This is a genomic window from Methanovulcanius yangii, from assembly GCF_018687785.1.
Classification (GTDB): domain Archaea; phylum Halobacteriota; class Methanomicrobia; order Methanomicrobiales; family Methanomicrobiaceae; genus Methanovulcanius; species Methanovulcanius yangii.
Genome location: NZ_LTBL01000001.1, coordinates 1,854,378 through 1,868,015, shown reverse-complemented (window position 1 = coordinate 1,868,015; position 13,638 = coordinate 1,854,378). Strand labels below are relative to the sequence as shown.

The 13,638-nt window shown below is 63.2% G+C and carries 14 protein-coding genes; 1 reads left to right on the top strand and 13 read right to left on the bottom strand.

What is annotated here, in order from left to right:
• Window positions 1-41: 41 nt before the first annotated feature.
• Together AZH53_RS09365 and AZH53_RS09360 are read right to left on the bottom strand one after the other, a co-directional pair.
• Complete coding sequence (locus AZH53_RS09365; RefSeq protein ID WP_319643255.1) at window positions 42-851, bottom strand: argininosuccinate synthase; 810 nt, start codon at window positions 849-851, stop codon at window positions 42-44.
• A gap of 91 nt (window positions 852-942) precedes the next feature.
• The gene (locus tag AZH53_RS09360) at window positions 943-2,247 is read right to left on the bottom strand and encodes a metallophosphoesterase family protein (RefSeq protein WP_319643254.1); all 1,305 of its coding nucleotides are present in this window, start codon (window positions 2,245-2,247) and stop codon (window positions 943-945) included.
• Between the two features lie 118 nt (window positions 2,248-2,365).
• Here AZH53_RS09360 and AZH53_RS09355 point away from each other — a divergent pair, with 118 nt between their 5' ends.
• Complete coding sequence (locus AZH53_RS09355) at window positions 2,366-2,770, top strand: hypothetical protein (RefSeq protein WP_319643253.1); 405 nt, start codon at window positions 2,366-2,368, stop codon at window positions 2,768-2,770.
• Here the strand turns inward: AZH53_RS09355 and AZH53_RS09350 are convergent.
• From AZH53_RS09350 to AZH53_RS09300, 11 genes are all read right to left on the bottom strand, one after another.
• Entirely contained in the window at window positions 2,767-3,021 is a 255-nt protein-coding gene (locus AZH53_RS09350; protein ID WP_319643252.1) for a hypothetical protein, read from the bottom strand. The genes AZH53_RS09355 and AZH53_RS09350 overlap by 4 nt on opposite strands.
• Before the next feature lie 70 nt (window positions 3,022-3,091).
• The gene (locus tag AZH53_RS09345) at window positions 3,092-4,114 is read right to left on the bottom strand and encodes a PEGA domain-containing protein (protein ID WP_319643251.1); all 1,023 of its coding nucleotides are present in this window, start codon (window positions 4,112-4,114) and stop codon (window positions 3,092-3,094) included.
• The gene (locus tag AZH53_RS09340; protein WP_319643250.1) at window positions 4,111-5,733 is read right to left on the bottom strand and encodes a PEGA domain-containing protein; all 1,623 of its coding nucleotides are present in this window, start codon (window positions 5,731-5,733) and stop codon (window positions 4,111-4,113) included. Before AZH53_RS09340 ends, AZH53_RS09345 begins: the two co-directional genes overlap by 4 nt.
• Before the next feature lie 17 nt (window positions 5,734-5,750).
• Window positions 5,751-6,557: an energy-coupling factor transporter transmembrane component T family protein gene (locus AZH53_RS09335; protein ID WP_319643249.1), complete on the bottom strand. Its 807-nt coding sequence runs from the start codon at window positions 6,555-6,557 to the stop codon at window positions 5,751-5,753.
• On the bottom strand, window positions 6,554-8,062 hold the full coding sequence (locus AZH53_RS09330) for an ABC transporter ATP-binding protein (RefSeq protein WP_319643248.1): 1,509 nt from the start codon (window positions 8,060-8,062) through the stop codon (window positions 6,554-6,556). Before AZH53_RS09330 ends, AZH53_RS09335 begins: the two co-directional genes overlap by 4 nt.
• Window positions 8,046-8,627, bottom strand: coding sequence for an ECF transporter S component (locus AZH53_RS09325; RefSeq protein ID WP_319643247.1), 582 nt, complete (start codon window positions 8,625-8,627; stop codon window positions 8,046-8,048). Before AZH53_RS09325 ends, AZH53_RS09330 begins: the two co-directional genes overlap by 17 nt.
• Window positions 8,621-9,427 carry a hypothetical protein gene (locus AZH53_RS09320; protein WP_319643246.1) on the bottom strand — a complete coding sequence of 269 codons (807 nt, stop codon included), beginning with the start codon at window positions 9,425-9,427 and terminating at the stop codon, window positions 8,621-8,623. The genes AZH53_RS09325 and AZH53_RS09320 overlap by 7 nt, the downstream gene beginning before the upstream one ends.
• Before the next feature lie 14 nt (window positions 9,428-9,441).
• Window positions 9,442-10,146, bottom strand: coding sequence for an ABC transporter substrate-binding protein (locus tag AZH53_RS09315; RefSeq protein WP_319643245.1), 705 nt, complete (start codon window positions 10,144-10,146; stop codon window positions 9,442-9,444).
• Window positions 10,147-10,221: 75 nt separating this feature from the next.
• Window positions 10,222-11,793 carry a hypothetical protein gene (locus tag AZH53_RS09310; protein ID WP_319643244.1) on the bottom strand — a complete coding sequence of 524 codons (1,572 nt, stop codon included), beginning with the start codon at window positions 11,791-11,793 and terminating at the stop codon, window positions 10,222-10,224.
• On the bottom strand, window positions 11,790-12,740 hold the full coding sequence (locus AZH53_RS09305) for a vWA domain-containing protein (protein ID WP_319643243.1): 951 nt from the start codon (window positions 12,738-12,740) through the stop codon (window positions 11,790-11,792). The genes AZH53_RS09310 and AZH53_RS09305 overlap by 4 nt, the downstream gene beginning before the upstream one ends.
• A complete protein-coding gene (locus AZH53_RS09300; RefSeq protein ID WP_319643242.1) occupies window positions 12,741-13,634 on the bottom strand; it encodes a DUF58 domain-containing protein in 894 nt (297 codons plus the stop codon).
• Between the last annotated feature and the right edge of the window lie 4 nt (window positions 13,635-13,638).

Here is a 13,638-nt window from a genome sequence, read left to right as displayed (position 1 = left end):
AAAGGCAGCATACGCTACACACGAGCCGGCCAACCTTCATATCACTCACGTCTGCGCCGGGTCGCATACCACCCGGCACAGAGCAGGGCGGCTGCCGCCGCGATCACGGGAGCGGGCGCGGTAGTCTCCTCCGGGGCAGGGGTGGCGGGTGCCGGCCCCTCTGCTTCGATGATCCGGAGTTCACTGACGTACTTCACCGAAAGACCGCTCGATGATGGCCATTTTCCGCTGAAATAATGCCGGTATTCGTCGGGAAGTACTGCCTGCATGTCGGTGTTCCCGAAGATGTGATTGCCATCCGGGTTCACCGAGGTGTCCGCAAAGAAGGCGAGGCGCATGCCGGTGTAGTAGTCAGGTGGATACCCCAGCCCCTGCGGCTCGGCGGCCGAGGGTTCCCCGCCGTTGTACCAGGCGAGAACCATCGGCCCCTGCCGTACCGGGGGGTCATAGACAGACGTGTAGGGGAAGTTCTTGAAGAACCCGTCCTCGGCGATGATGCGGAGGACGTCCCCTTCCTTCATGCCTCCCGCAAGGTCGCAGAGATCCGCCACATCGGTACCCTTCAGCGCACCCAGATCCCTGCTCTCCGTATTGACGGTTTCCGACGGATCCCAGAGATTTGCTTCGTCAAAGCTCGGCCCCTGCATATAGTAATGCGTACTCCCGTCGCCCATGACCGGCAGGTTTGCCTCCATCCACTCGAACGTGTAGGGACCGTTCTCTGAGAGGAGCGCCCCGTCGGAACTGTACCGCGTAACTGTGACCTCCGTCGTTGCCGCTCCTGCATGCAGAACAAATCCCGCACAGCACATGAGGATGAGGATCAGCATCACTGACTGTTTTCTTACCACGTGCCTGAACACCACCTTATCTGGTATAAATGATAGCGTTGGCCGGGGATGTGAAAAGGATTCCTTTTTTTCCTTAAAAAGTTAATTTTATTTAATTACCCCTGTTTTGTATGCGCACTCCGAGGAGGAGCCCTGCCGCCCCCCATGCCACCGCGGCAAGAGCGGGACAGGACGGATCGGCCACTGGTGGGGTCATGTCCTCGTCCGGAGCGGACGCAGGCAAAGAGAACGTATCCATCACCTGCGGTTCATCATATGGGCGTGCCGTCCCCTCGCCGGTGATCTCTCCTGCGGCGGTATAGACGCCGGTCCACCCGCCTGCACCATCATAGCCGATACGGAGGTACCCGATGGTGCGCTCGACCGCCACGATACATCCCTCCCCCTTCTCATCCGTCAGGGGATACAGGGGACCGCCCCCGGTCCCCGCAACGATCCAGACCCGTCCGTCCCGATCGTAGCGCTCGTAGGCATGGACATGGCCGGAGAGGACAAGCGGCACGTTGTGCACCGCAAAGAGCGGTTCCCACCTCTCGGCGAACTGCCGCCATCCGCCGGGGTGCTTCGCGTCGTCGGCGTACGGCGGATGGTGGAATGCAACGATGGCGGACCCTTCCGTTTCCGCCAGGGTCTCCTGCAACCAGGCGTCCTGCTCCTCAGCCCGCGGCGATGCCCAGTCGTTGCTGTCGAGCACGACCACGGGCACATCGCCGCAGGAGAAGGTGTACCACTCCGGATACCCGAAGGCGGCATACCAGACGGTGAGGTTGCGTTCATGGTTCCCCATCACCGGATAGAGGGGAATATGCGCAATGACCGGGCCCATCTCCGCAAAGAACCGCCCCCATTCGGCCTCATCGCGGGGGTCGCCGACTGTATCGCCGAGGTGGAGGAGGAACATGCAGTCTTCATCCTCCGCGATCGCCGCTGCCACGAGGGGCGTCCGCCCGTCCGGGACGGGGACCGTCGGGTCGTCCTGCGTGTCGCCGACCACCGCAAAGGTGACAGGCCCCGCCGCAGGGAATGTGGTGAAGGTGTACGGGCCGCCGCCGAGACCGTCCGCGAGGCGGTACTCATAGGTCGTATCCGGGGCAAGACCGGTGATCGGGGCATACCAGAACCCCTCCCCGGCGGAGACGGCGGATGCTTCGTTCCAGACAGTACCCCCGGGTTGCCGGTATTCCACACCGGAGACACCATCACCATGCCAGCGAACCTGAACGCTTTCGGCATCCATGCCCGTCAGGTACGGTCCCCAGAGGTCCTCCGCCCCATTCGGACCGTCGCTCCTGCCCGGAACGGCCGCCGTGCAGGGTATCAGGAGAGCACAGATCAGGAGGGCGGTGACCACAACTTTTTCCCGGTGGCCGCCCGCCCCTCCGGCCTTCACATGCATACACACCTGAAGGAATGCCCCCTTTAGGTAGATTGCGGTTCACTGCGCTGTTCAGCAGAACCCGTTGACTCCACTGGGATGAGGCGGGACCCGGTATGAAAACCGGCTCTTTTACGTCATGAAACAGAAATATTGGGATATGCTCCATCCGCAGGAGAAGACCGCCATCGCCCTTCTTACCGGTGTGATCGCCCTTCTCACCGCCGCCCATCTCGTCCTGGGGGCCCTCGGTACCGCCCCCTTTGCCGCCGCGTACAGCGGGGAGGCCGCACCGGGCGACCTCGTCATCCTCGAGGGGACGGTCGACGACGCCCGCACCACCGCACAGGGCGGCCATACCATCCTCACGATCAACGGCACGACGGTCTTCATCCCCCGGCAGGTGGCGGACGGCCGCACCTTCGCCGGAGGGCAGGTGCTTTCCGTCACCGGAACGCTGGAGCTCTACGAAGGAACACGGGAAGTGGTCCCGGCACGGCCGGACGATGTAGTCGTCCTGACATTCGCCCCCGGACCCGTCTAATCAGAAAAAATATCGGAATCGTTCTTTTTGTCGAACGAGATGCGGCCGAATCCCTTTTTCCCCTGCTTTACCTGTTCTTTCACGGCCTCTGCCTTTTCGGGCGTGTGCGGACCCCCGGCGTCGATCTTTTCATCGTGGGAGAGAGGACGCTCCGGTTCCTCCTCTATCACGGGGTGCCGTTCCGGTGGTCGCCGTCCGGAAACGCCGGTTCCCTGGTCCAGATCACTCTCGATGATCTTCTCGGTGCCCATGGTAGTTCATCGGTCATCCTCAGTGATAATACTGCCTCTTATCATCGCGAAGAGGCAAAAAAAGGTGATTTCAGGTCCCTGTCACCGGATCCAGAAGGATGGCGCAGGCGACCGTGGCGGCGGGGGTCACGGTGACGCTTCGCGAACCTGCCATGGTGCCGTTCTTCGAACATCCCACCTCATAGGTGCCGATAGGAAGGTCAGCGAAGGTCGCGGGAGTCGAGAGCCCCGTATAGCGCCCGTTCAGGAAGATGCTGGCCGCATCCGGTTCACTGGTGACGTTCAGGGTGCCTGCCGCATACTCTTTCAGCAGGAACGGGACCGTCCGGTCGCAGTCCTGAATCGTATCGGCGATATTGATCTCCTGTCCGTCGGGAAGGTATCCCTCCTTTGCAACCATCACATAGTGCCGCCCTTCGGAGACGGTGGCAATGGTGCACGGCGTCCGGTCGTCCATCAGGTAGCCGTCGACAAATACCATCGCACCTGCAGGTTCGGTCACGACCTCCACCGAGGCAAGCGGACGGCGCTTCCACTCGACGACATGGTTCATGTCCCCCACGGTGGCAACCATGCAGGAATAGAGATTCTCCCCTTCACGGAACGTGATGTAGGAGCCGGACTGCTTCACCGTCACTGCCGTCGAGGTGGAGAGTTCCGGGTAGGCGCCGTCGACGGTCATCGGCAATCCTTCATATCCCTGGTCGGGGTCCGCCGCCATCGTTGCCGTATAGACGGTGCCGACGAAATCAAAGTCCGCCGGCGTCACCGCGCCGGGATAGACCCAGACGGTCCGCGAAAGCATCGTCCGGGCCCCGGCCCCTCCGATCACCGCCACCTGGTGGGGACCGGGTTTGAGACCGGCGACGACGCAGGGGGTTCGCCCCGGCTCCGTCAGGCCATCCACCCGGACCTCCGCTCCGCCGGGGAGGGAAGAGACATACACGCCGCCGGGGAGGAGCGAGGGGGCGCATTCACCGGCATCCGGCACCGATGCGGGGGTGCCATTTACCATCGCCGCCACCGACGTCGGTTCCGGCATCAGCGCCGGTACAGACGTATCACCGGCCACTTCCGTATTTGTGCCATTCATCCCGGCGGCGTCCGCGGTGCCCTGAGATGCATCGGCCCCGAAGAGTCCGAGCAGCCATGACCACATTCCGCCAAAAAAGGAAGCATCGCCCCCGTCGCCGCCCTGCTCCGCCCCGGAAGTCCCGGCGGGAGTCCCGGTGACAATAGATGCCGTGGCAACCGGTGTTTCGTCGGGAGATGTGTCCCCTGCATCCAAGTCAGGGACGTCCCCCCCTCGGTGAAGGAGACGAATACCGTGGCCGGCTCTGCATCGGATACCGTGACGTTCCGTTCCACCGCAAGGAATTCCCCGTAGTTCATCCTGACCGTGTGGTTCCCGCAGGGAATATGAACGACGCCGTTCGTCCTGACCGGGGTCTTCACCCCGTCCACCCAGACCTCCGCCCCCGTCGGATCGGAGTAGACGTAGATCACCCCTTCCTTCGGGATGAGGGTGAAGTGGAGCGACTTCGTCGCATTGTCGCGGATGGTCACCACGGCATCGTCCGGGGTCTCATAGCCCTCGCGTTCGACCCGGACAATGTACAACCCTGACGGCAGGGTCTCGATCGTCATATTCGTCGTTCCCCCGACCGCAACCTCGTCGATGAAGATGGCAGCGCCGCCAGGAGAGGAGGTCACATTCAGGGCGCCGAAGGATGAGTCCCAGTCGGCAGGCGCAGACGGCGGGATGTACGAGGAGGCGGGGACGGCATCCGATGAGTCGCCCGAATTCCCACCGCCCGTGCTGCCGCTGCCTGCGGGAGCGTCGCCACCCCCACCGCCGCCGCTGCCGGCGACGGCGTACCCGCTGCTGCCGGCCCCGGAGAGCCGGTTCGTCCATGAGATGCCTTCACCCTGATTGGACTGTTTGCACCAGCCGTAGACGGAGAACGAGACCAGCGTGTCGCACCCTTCGACGCTGGTGTCAATGCGGACCATGCCCGCATCGATGAGACCGGAGAGACCCGAATTCAGGCCGATGGTCCCCGCGTGCAGGTCGACGAAGAGGAGGGAGAAGTCCTCCCCCGCAGCAACATTCTGGCCGTAGTAGATGGGGTAATTGAAGGGGTCGTTGTCCCCTGCGGGTTTCCACGACTGGGGGCCATAGGTAAAGTCGCCGGCCGTGAGGGTGACCGCCGCACTCTCCGCCACATAGGTGATATCCCCCATCCCCGGGGGCTGGTTGAGTTCGGGCATCGGTTCCCACTGGTACCCCCCGGCGCCGACCGTGATGCGCAGGTCGTCGGGGAGCGTCCCGTCGGCCCGGTTCTTCACCGCGACCATCAGCACGATATCGTCATCGAACCCCCTGCTCCCCGTATCCGAGGCATAGAAGGTCCCCGTGGTGGTCTCGGTCATGGTCACCTGTCCGTAGGGCTCTGCCGTGCTGGTCGTAATATGGAGGGAGTTGAGGCCGCCGCCGTCGAATTTGAGATATTTCGTTCCCCCGTTCTGCAGGGCAAGGGTTACATGCTTCACGTCGGGCAGCGGTGTCAGCGGCACATCGGCCGCCGCTACCGGGGCCGCACATATCCCGCAGAGAAGAAGAAGTACCACCCCGGCAGTACAAGCGCACTGCAGGATACGTGCCGGCGTTCTCTTCGGGATGGTTCGTCGAATGTCCTGTCTTGTCTGCATCTGATTGTCCTCTCTCATCATGATATGAGCGTCACCGCCGCCGCAATCGCGGCAAGGGCGATGAAGAAGGCGGCGTCGTGCCACCCAAAATGGTATTCGGTACTGTTCGTCGTCCGTTCCTCACGCCCGAACCCCCGGCACTGCATCGCATCGGCAACCTCATCCGATCGCCGCAGGACCGAGACCGTGAGCGGGATGAAGATGGAGAGCATCCCGGTGGTATTTCGCATAAAGCCCCGGTCGATGCCGAGCCCGCGTGAGCGCTGGGCGTCGAGGATGGAGGAGGCGTCACGGGAGAGGTGTTCGACCGATTTGAGGGCGAACCCAAGGGAGAAGGAGAAGGTGTCCGGGACCCGCATCGCCCGAAGCGCGCCCACGAAGTCGTCGAACGAGGTCGTCATCACGAAGAGAAACGAAACCCCCCCGATGGCGAAGAGACGAAGGGCCATCGCAATCGTAAAGGCGGTCCCTCCGCTCGTCAGCGCCGGGGCGAGGAGCCACCACTGCGCCGACCACCAGACGGTCCCCGACGCATGGGACGTGAAGAAGAGGTCGAGGACGATGATGACGATCATGAACGGGATGAGCATGCGCAGGGCATGGAGCCACGGCCGCATGAGCCCCGACAGTGCAGCCGCCGCGGCGACCGCAACGAGAAGAATGAGCATCACGACCGGGCTCTCCGTGAGAAGCGTGAGCAGGCTCGTCCCGAGGAGGAGGGCAAGCTTTGTCCGCGGATCGAGCCGGTGCACCACCGAATCCCCCGCAATATAGGGAATGAGATGGCCCCTGCGCCCCGTTTTTCCGGTGAAACGGCCTATCATGAGTCCCCGCTCCCCGGTGACGGTGCATTCATCTCTCCGCCGGCCATCTCCAGCACGTCGCCGCCGCACTGCGCTGCAAAAACGCGGTCATGCGTGGCAACCACCACGCAAACACCGCCGTTTGCAAGGGTTCTCAGCACCCGTGCGAGCTCCTCCTTTCGCCGCCCGTCCAGCCCGAGTGTCGGTTCGTCCAGGGCGAGGATGGGGGCGTCCATCATCAGGACCGCCGAGAGGGCCACCCGTTGGCGCTCGCCGGCGGAGAGGGAGAGGGGAGGGGTCTCCCGGTGGAGATGGGCGATGTCCATGAGGGTGCAGACCTCGTCGATGCGCCGGTCCGTCGTCCGGGAATCGATGCCCAGGTTCTCCGGGCCGAACCGCAGTTCCCGCTCGATCGTCTCCTCGAAGAGGAGGGAGTCGGCATGCTGGCCGAGGACGGCGACCGACCGGGCGATCTCTGCAACCGGACGGCCGGCGATCGTCTCCCCAAATATCCCGATCATCCCTTCGTCCGGCTGCAGGAGCCCGTTGAAGTGCCGGAAGAGCGTACTCTTCCCCGAGCCGTTCGGGCCCCGGATGATCGTGATCGTCCCGGGCTGAAGCGCCAGATCAATTCCCTTCAGGGCCGGACGCGTCGCTCCCGGATAGGTATAGCTCACCCCTTCAAGCCGGATGGCAGCCGGCCCGGCGGCCCGCCCGGCATCCATACCCGCCGCCCTCCTTCCGTCCGGCTCCGGTATCTCCGGGTCTGCCATACCGGTGGCCACCGGATGATGAGGACAGGGGTCCGCCGTCCGCTGCCCGCCGTCATAGATCACCCGCCCCTCCTCCATGACAATCTGACGGGTGAAGAACCCGGGAAAGAGCGAGAGGCGGTGTTCGACGAGGATGATGGTGATGCCGTCCTCTTTGTTGAGGGAGACGAGCATTGATTTGAGAAGCTCTGCACCGTCTGCGTCGATTCCGGAGAACGGTTCGTCGAGGATCAGCACCGAAGGGTGCATCACCATCACCGATGCAACGGCAACCCGCTGGCGCTCGCCCCAGGAGAGGGCCGTGGTTTCGCGTCCGAGAAGATGCGCCATTCCGAGCCGGTCTGCCGTCTCTGCCACGGCGTCGCGGATGGCAGCCGGGGCCCATCCCGCCTGTTCCAGGGCAAAGGCGCATTCCGCATCGACGTTGGTGCAGAGGATCTGGCTGTCGGGGTTCTGGAAGACGTAGCCCACCTGCCGGGCGATCTCGTGAACCGGGGTTCTCCGGGTGTCCTGCCCGCAGACGGTAACCCTCCCGGCCATCTTTCCCCGGCGTTTGCCGGGGATGAGGCCGGTGAGCGCCCGGCAGAGGGTCGATTTTCCCGACCCGCTCTCTCCCGAGAGGAGGATCATCTCACCGGGCCCGATTGTGAGGGTCACAGAATCAAGAGCCTTCCCCTGCCGGCGTACGCCCGCACGTGGATAGGTATACGAGAGGTCATCGACGGTGATGAGCGGATCACTCGTCGCCACCATGAATCACCCCTGCCCGCATGAGGCGCCCGGCGATGTACGCGGCGATCATGCCGCCGAGGCCCCCGAAGATCAGGTGGGTCACCGACGAGAGGCCGATACCGAGGAGGATGAACCCGGCGTTGATGCCGAAGAAGACCTGCACGGCGTAGTTGACGACCATCTTGACGATGTTGCCCGTCGCCCCGACGATGAACCCGACGGCCGGGTTCTCCAGCCGGTAGCCAAAGCCGAAGGAGGTTAGATCAATGGCGAGACCGATGGCGCAGTACTTGAAGATCGAGAAGATATGCACCGGATCGAAGCCGAAAAATGAGGCCAGAATGCCCGATATGAGGCCGATGTAGGTGCCGGAGCCGAACTTCCTGACAACAGCAACGCCGATGATGATGGGGATCACCCAGAACGCTCCGGAATGACCGGGAAGGGCAAGGGGGATCTTCAGGACGATCTTCAGGACAAAGACGAGCGCCCCGCAGAGGGAGAGGAGGGCGATCTCATTGAGGGTGAAAAAGCCTCCCGCCGCCCTCTCCTCCTTCGGGTCATCCCGGATGCGGGTCTCTACCATCCCTCTTCCTCCACGAACCGTGATGTGATCGCAACCGAAAAATCGTCATTCTGCATTCCCCGGCAGGCAACGAGAAGTGCTGTCGCCCCCATCGTCGACCCGCCCGTATGGGTGATATACAACGTCCCCTCTGCCGGCCCGTCACGGGTGATCTGCCCCTTCTTCATTGCGGGAATCGTCGTAATATGGATGGCATCCATACCGCCACCCTCCTTGAAATTCACCGGATATCCCACGGCCACCTCCTCGTCCGCATCCACAGGGACACCAGACCCGGAGATCTGCAGCACAAACCTGTTCGACTCCGACATCGGGGCGGTTGCCGGCATGCTGCTTCCCGGAGCCGCTTCTCCCGGGACGGCATACCAGGACGCACCCCACCCGTCATGCCGGTTCGTCCGCGTCTTCACCTCGCTGTCCTGGAACCCGATGACATGAAAGACCGCCATATCCGAAAGCCCGCTGAAGGAATAGTTCACTTCGATATACCCCCGCCGGCCCAGAAGGGGGTTGCCCCCATACGGCACCCCGTGCAGGGGAACTACCAGAATATACCAGTCATCCCCGGCGGAGGGGTCATTCTCTGCAGGCGTATAGACCGGAAGAGAATACCAGCACGGCCGGAAATCCTGCGGACCATAGACGAAATCCTCCTTTGTGTAGGTTTCTTTTATCTCGACGGTGGGAAGGGTGCCCCCGGTTTCGATGAAGAGATCCCCCACGATCTGGGCGAATATCATCACCATCGCAAAGACGCCCAAGAGGAGGGCTGCAATGATTATCCGCCGGTTCAGGTCCATCGTGCCTCAGGTCTTTAGTGCCGTTTCAGCGCCGTCCAGCCGCCGTCGCAGGCTTCCACCATGAGGACGACGCGGCCGCCGACCATATTCGCCTTCACCGACTTTCCTGTCTGGGTGAAGATCGTCCCGTCGGTGACCCGCTGCCCGTCAAGGCTCCAGATCTCATCGATGCCTGCGGCGAGGAGCACCTGCGCATCCTGAGGGCCGGTATGGTCACGGATGGTGCCTTTCATCAGCAGCCTGCCGTCATTTCCTGTCGAGGCAAGGCCGAGCCCGGCAAGTGAACCGATGACACCATCCTCCGTCCCCCCGAGACCCTTGAGGGCGATGCCATGGTTCTTTGCAAGGGTCCGGGCACGCTCCTGGGTAAGGACCGTCACCTTCGCATCCCACCCATAGGCCTGCAGCGCCGGAGTGATGGCCGATGCATGCGCCGCACAGAGGCCGGGATCGCTCCCCTCGATGAAATCCTCCAGCATCATCTCCTCTGCGATGTCAAAGACCTCAGGCACGACCGATGGTTCATCGGATTCTATGTGAAGCACGGCACAGCTGTTGTGCGACGTGAAGGGAATGTCTGCGTGAACGTAGAGCTGATGGCGGGTTACGCCGCTGACAGGGTAATGCTCATCGATGGCCTTTGCGACCGCACGTGCAAGCCTCCCGGTTCCGCGTGATTCGAGGTTGTCGGTGTCATCCATCCCAAGAAATATTGTCATATATACCTACTCAGAATGTTTCCATCCATTCAGTAATAATGGCTGGCATTGCTCTTTAGGTTAAATAAATTACATTTACTTATCGAACAGACATTTCCTTTCATCCGCCCATATGCCACGGATTTCCGAACAGATGGTATCGAATTCGCCGGCATCCGGCTTGCCTTTTGCATACCCCACCTCACTGCACCGGCGAAGGATTGCCGCCGCCCGTTCCCGCCGGACGGGGTCTGCGAAACCTTGCAGATACTCCCCGTCGGTGATTCCGGCATGGAATGGACCATCGGCATATATTCCGTCGGGAGGGGTCGCCCGGAGGCATCGCCCTGCGGCAAGGTACGCCGACTTGTACTCACCGCGCCCGAACGCATCCTCGGCCGCCCGCAGGCGGTCGGAAAGGGTGAATTCGCAGTCGGGGGGCGCCATGCCGGGATCGGGGGCGGTCATCCCGCCCTCCTTCCGCCTCCGGATCCTCCACCCGATGATGCCCGCCAGACAGACCATTGCCAGTCCCATGAAAAGAGAGATCAAAAGATCCCCGCCGGGGGTCGTCTCCTCGAAAAGAACATTGGTAACGGTTCCGTCCGGCACAAGATGCGCCGAGAGCACGGCTTCCATGCCCTCCCCCGAGGTGAAGACCTCACGAGTCGCCGTCCCTTCGCCGTTCATCTCCATCTCCGAGGAGACGCGGCGGTAGCCCGATGAGGCAATCGTCGCTTCGGCGGAGCGATAGGTCGCATTGGCCTCTAGGGAGGGGATGCGGGGGAGCGGTCCCGATGACGAGAGCTCGAGACGGATGATCGACCCGCCGGCGACCGTCCCGTTCATCAGCACCTTCTGTGTTCCCAATGCGTCGGTCCGTTCGAACGTTCCGTCCTGCGGCGATGCCGCTGCAACGAACAGATTCCCGGCCCCGTACCCGGCATCCGCAAGAAGGGCTCCCGCCTGCGTATAGAGAGGATTGCTGGTGATGGCATCCCGGAGCAGGGCCTCCATCGTATTCTCCACTTCATCGGTCTCCTCCATCCTGTCGAGGCGCGTGGCCATATCCTCGGGAAGGACGGCAGAAGATGAGGGCGAATCTTCGGTCCCGGAGAAGAGGAGATCTTCGACCACCGACGAGGGGGAGGCTTTCGCGGAGGAAGATGAGACCGGTGAGGAAGCGCTGCCGGGAGGGGTCACCGATCCTTCGGCGGGCGTGCTCACGAGCGGTTCCCCGGGGGAGCCCTCCGCCACCCCTTCGGGAAGGATATGGACTCGGATCCCCTCGAGGGCGACGGTCCATACCCGTCCTTCGTCCTCGTAGGTGAAGACGATCGCAAGGTCCGTCTCCCGGGGCGTTTCGGCTACACCGGCGGGATAGACAAAACCCTTCATCCCGGCAAAGACGGCAAAGGAGCGGGTGCTGCTGCTCCGCTGCGCCTCCGTTTCGCCGGCGGGGATGACCGATGCCACGCCCGAGAGCGTTCCCGTCACATCCTTCCCGAACGTCGTGGTCACGGCGACCGGAATGCCGACATTCTCCCCGACGGCAAAATAGTAGTCGGACCGATCCGTTGCAAAGGTGATCTCCCCCGCACTGCAGGATACCGTGCAGAGGACAATGATGAGAGCGGCTGCGAGGAGCGCCCGGGGCGCCCTTCTCATGGCAGAATCCTCCCCCTGCCATACCGCAGGGAGAATTCCGCGATGATCACGCCTACGGCGCAGAGGTAAAAGACATATCCGATGTCCGTCTCCTGCGGTTCGCGGGGAATCTCTCCTGCAATGCCCTCGTAGATCGTCCTGAGCGTGGTTGCATTGACCGACCGGTAATAGTCCCCGCCGGTTTCGGCGGCAATCCGCTGCAGGGTTGTCTCATCCAGTTCGGCGTACTCCGGGGTTCCAAAGGCGTCATACCCGGTGATGACCGGCCCGTCGGAGCCGATCCCGACGGTATGGACCGGTATGCCCCGCTCCAGTGCAACGGCGGCAGCCTCATCGGGCGAGACGGAACCGGCATTGGCGACCCCGTCGGAGAGGAGGACGACGACCTTCCTCCTGCCCGGGATGGCGTCGGCCATGTCAATTCCCAGGAGAAGCCCGTCGCCGAGCGCCGTGGAGCCGGTCCGTGGTGCGATGGCATACAGGTCTCGGATGACCCGGTCCCGGTCGGGCGAGAGGTAGGCGGCACTCCGGGCGCCCGACTCGAAGGTGACGACCCCCGCATAGTCCCCCTCCCGCAGCCCCTCGAGGAGCGCCTTTGCGGCGCTCTTTGCGGCATCGAGACGGGTAGGGGCATAATCCGTCGCCTGCATGCTCCCCGAGACGTCCATTACGAGGACGACGCTCACTCCCTCCTCGGCCTGGTCCAGCGGGACATGGGGGCCGGCAAGCCCGATGAAGATGAGCGAGAGGGCGAGGAGCGGGCATGCAAGGAGCACGAGCGGCCGTCGGGAAGTCCGTGTCCCCTCGGCCGCCTCCCGTATCGCCGCCACCCGCGAGAAGGCAAGCGCCGCACGGCGCCGCTGCCGGACCGCCCGCCGGTGCCAGAGTACGAGCACCGGCACGAGGAGAAGCCCGGTCAGCCAGAGCGGATGGAAGAATCCTGCCATCTACCCCCTCCTCCCGGAAATGTTCCCATAGAGGAGGCGCAGGGGAAGGTCCCAGGCACCGCCTGCGTCCACCCGTATCTGCGGGATGCGGCAGCGGCCGAAACGATCGTCCAGCACCCTCTCTTCCTCTGCGATGATGCGGCGGTAGGCCTCCCGCAGCACAGGGTCCGTCGTGTCGGCAAGGACCGCCTCGCCGGTCTCGGGATCCTCGAGCCACACGAGGCCGACCGGAGGCAGTGCATGCTCATGCGAAGCGTTCACTTCCACTGCCCGGACGTCATGCCTGCGGGCAAAGACGGCAAGCTCCCTTGCGGGGAGGGGGGAAAGAAAGTCCGATATCACGGCGACCGCACTCTCCCGCGGCACGCGGGCGGTAAAGTGGCGCAGCGCCGGCCGCATGTCGCTCCCCTTGGAGTGTGGACGGACATCAATGAGCCTTTGGATCAGAAAGAGTGCATTCCTGCGCCCCTTTCTGGCAGGATAGAACCCTTCCACCCGGTCGCTGTAGAGAAGGAGGCCGGCACGATCACCCGACCGGACCGCCCCGAGGATGAGGGAGGCCGCAATGCGCACGGCGGTGTGCCACCGGGCAACATCCGCACCCGTCGCCATCGAGGCCGAGCAGTCCACCATGAGGTAGAGCGTCTGCTCCCGCTCTTCGGTGCATACCCTGACGAAGGGACGGCCGTGCCGGGCGGAGACGTTCCAGTCGATCGCCCGGACATCATCGCCGGGGACATAATCGCGAATCTCGGCAAACTCAATGCCCTGCCCCCGCAGCCGCGTTGCATGCGCCCCGGCATACGGGCTCTTTGCCAGTCCTTCCTGCAAAAGGACGGCACGGGTGTCCCGGAGCACCGCCGCAAGGGTCTCGTCATCCGCCAGATGGTGCATACGA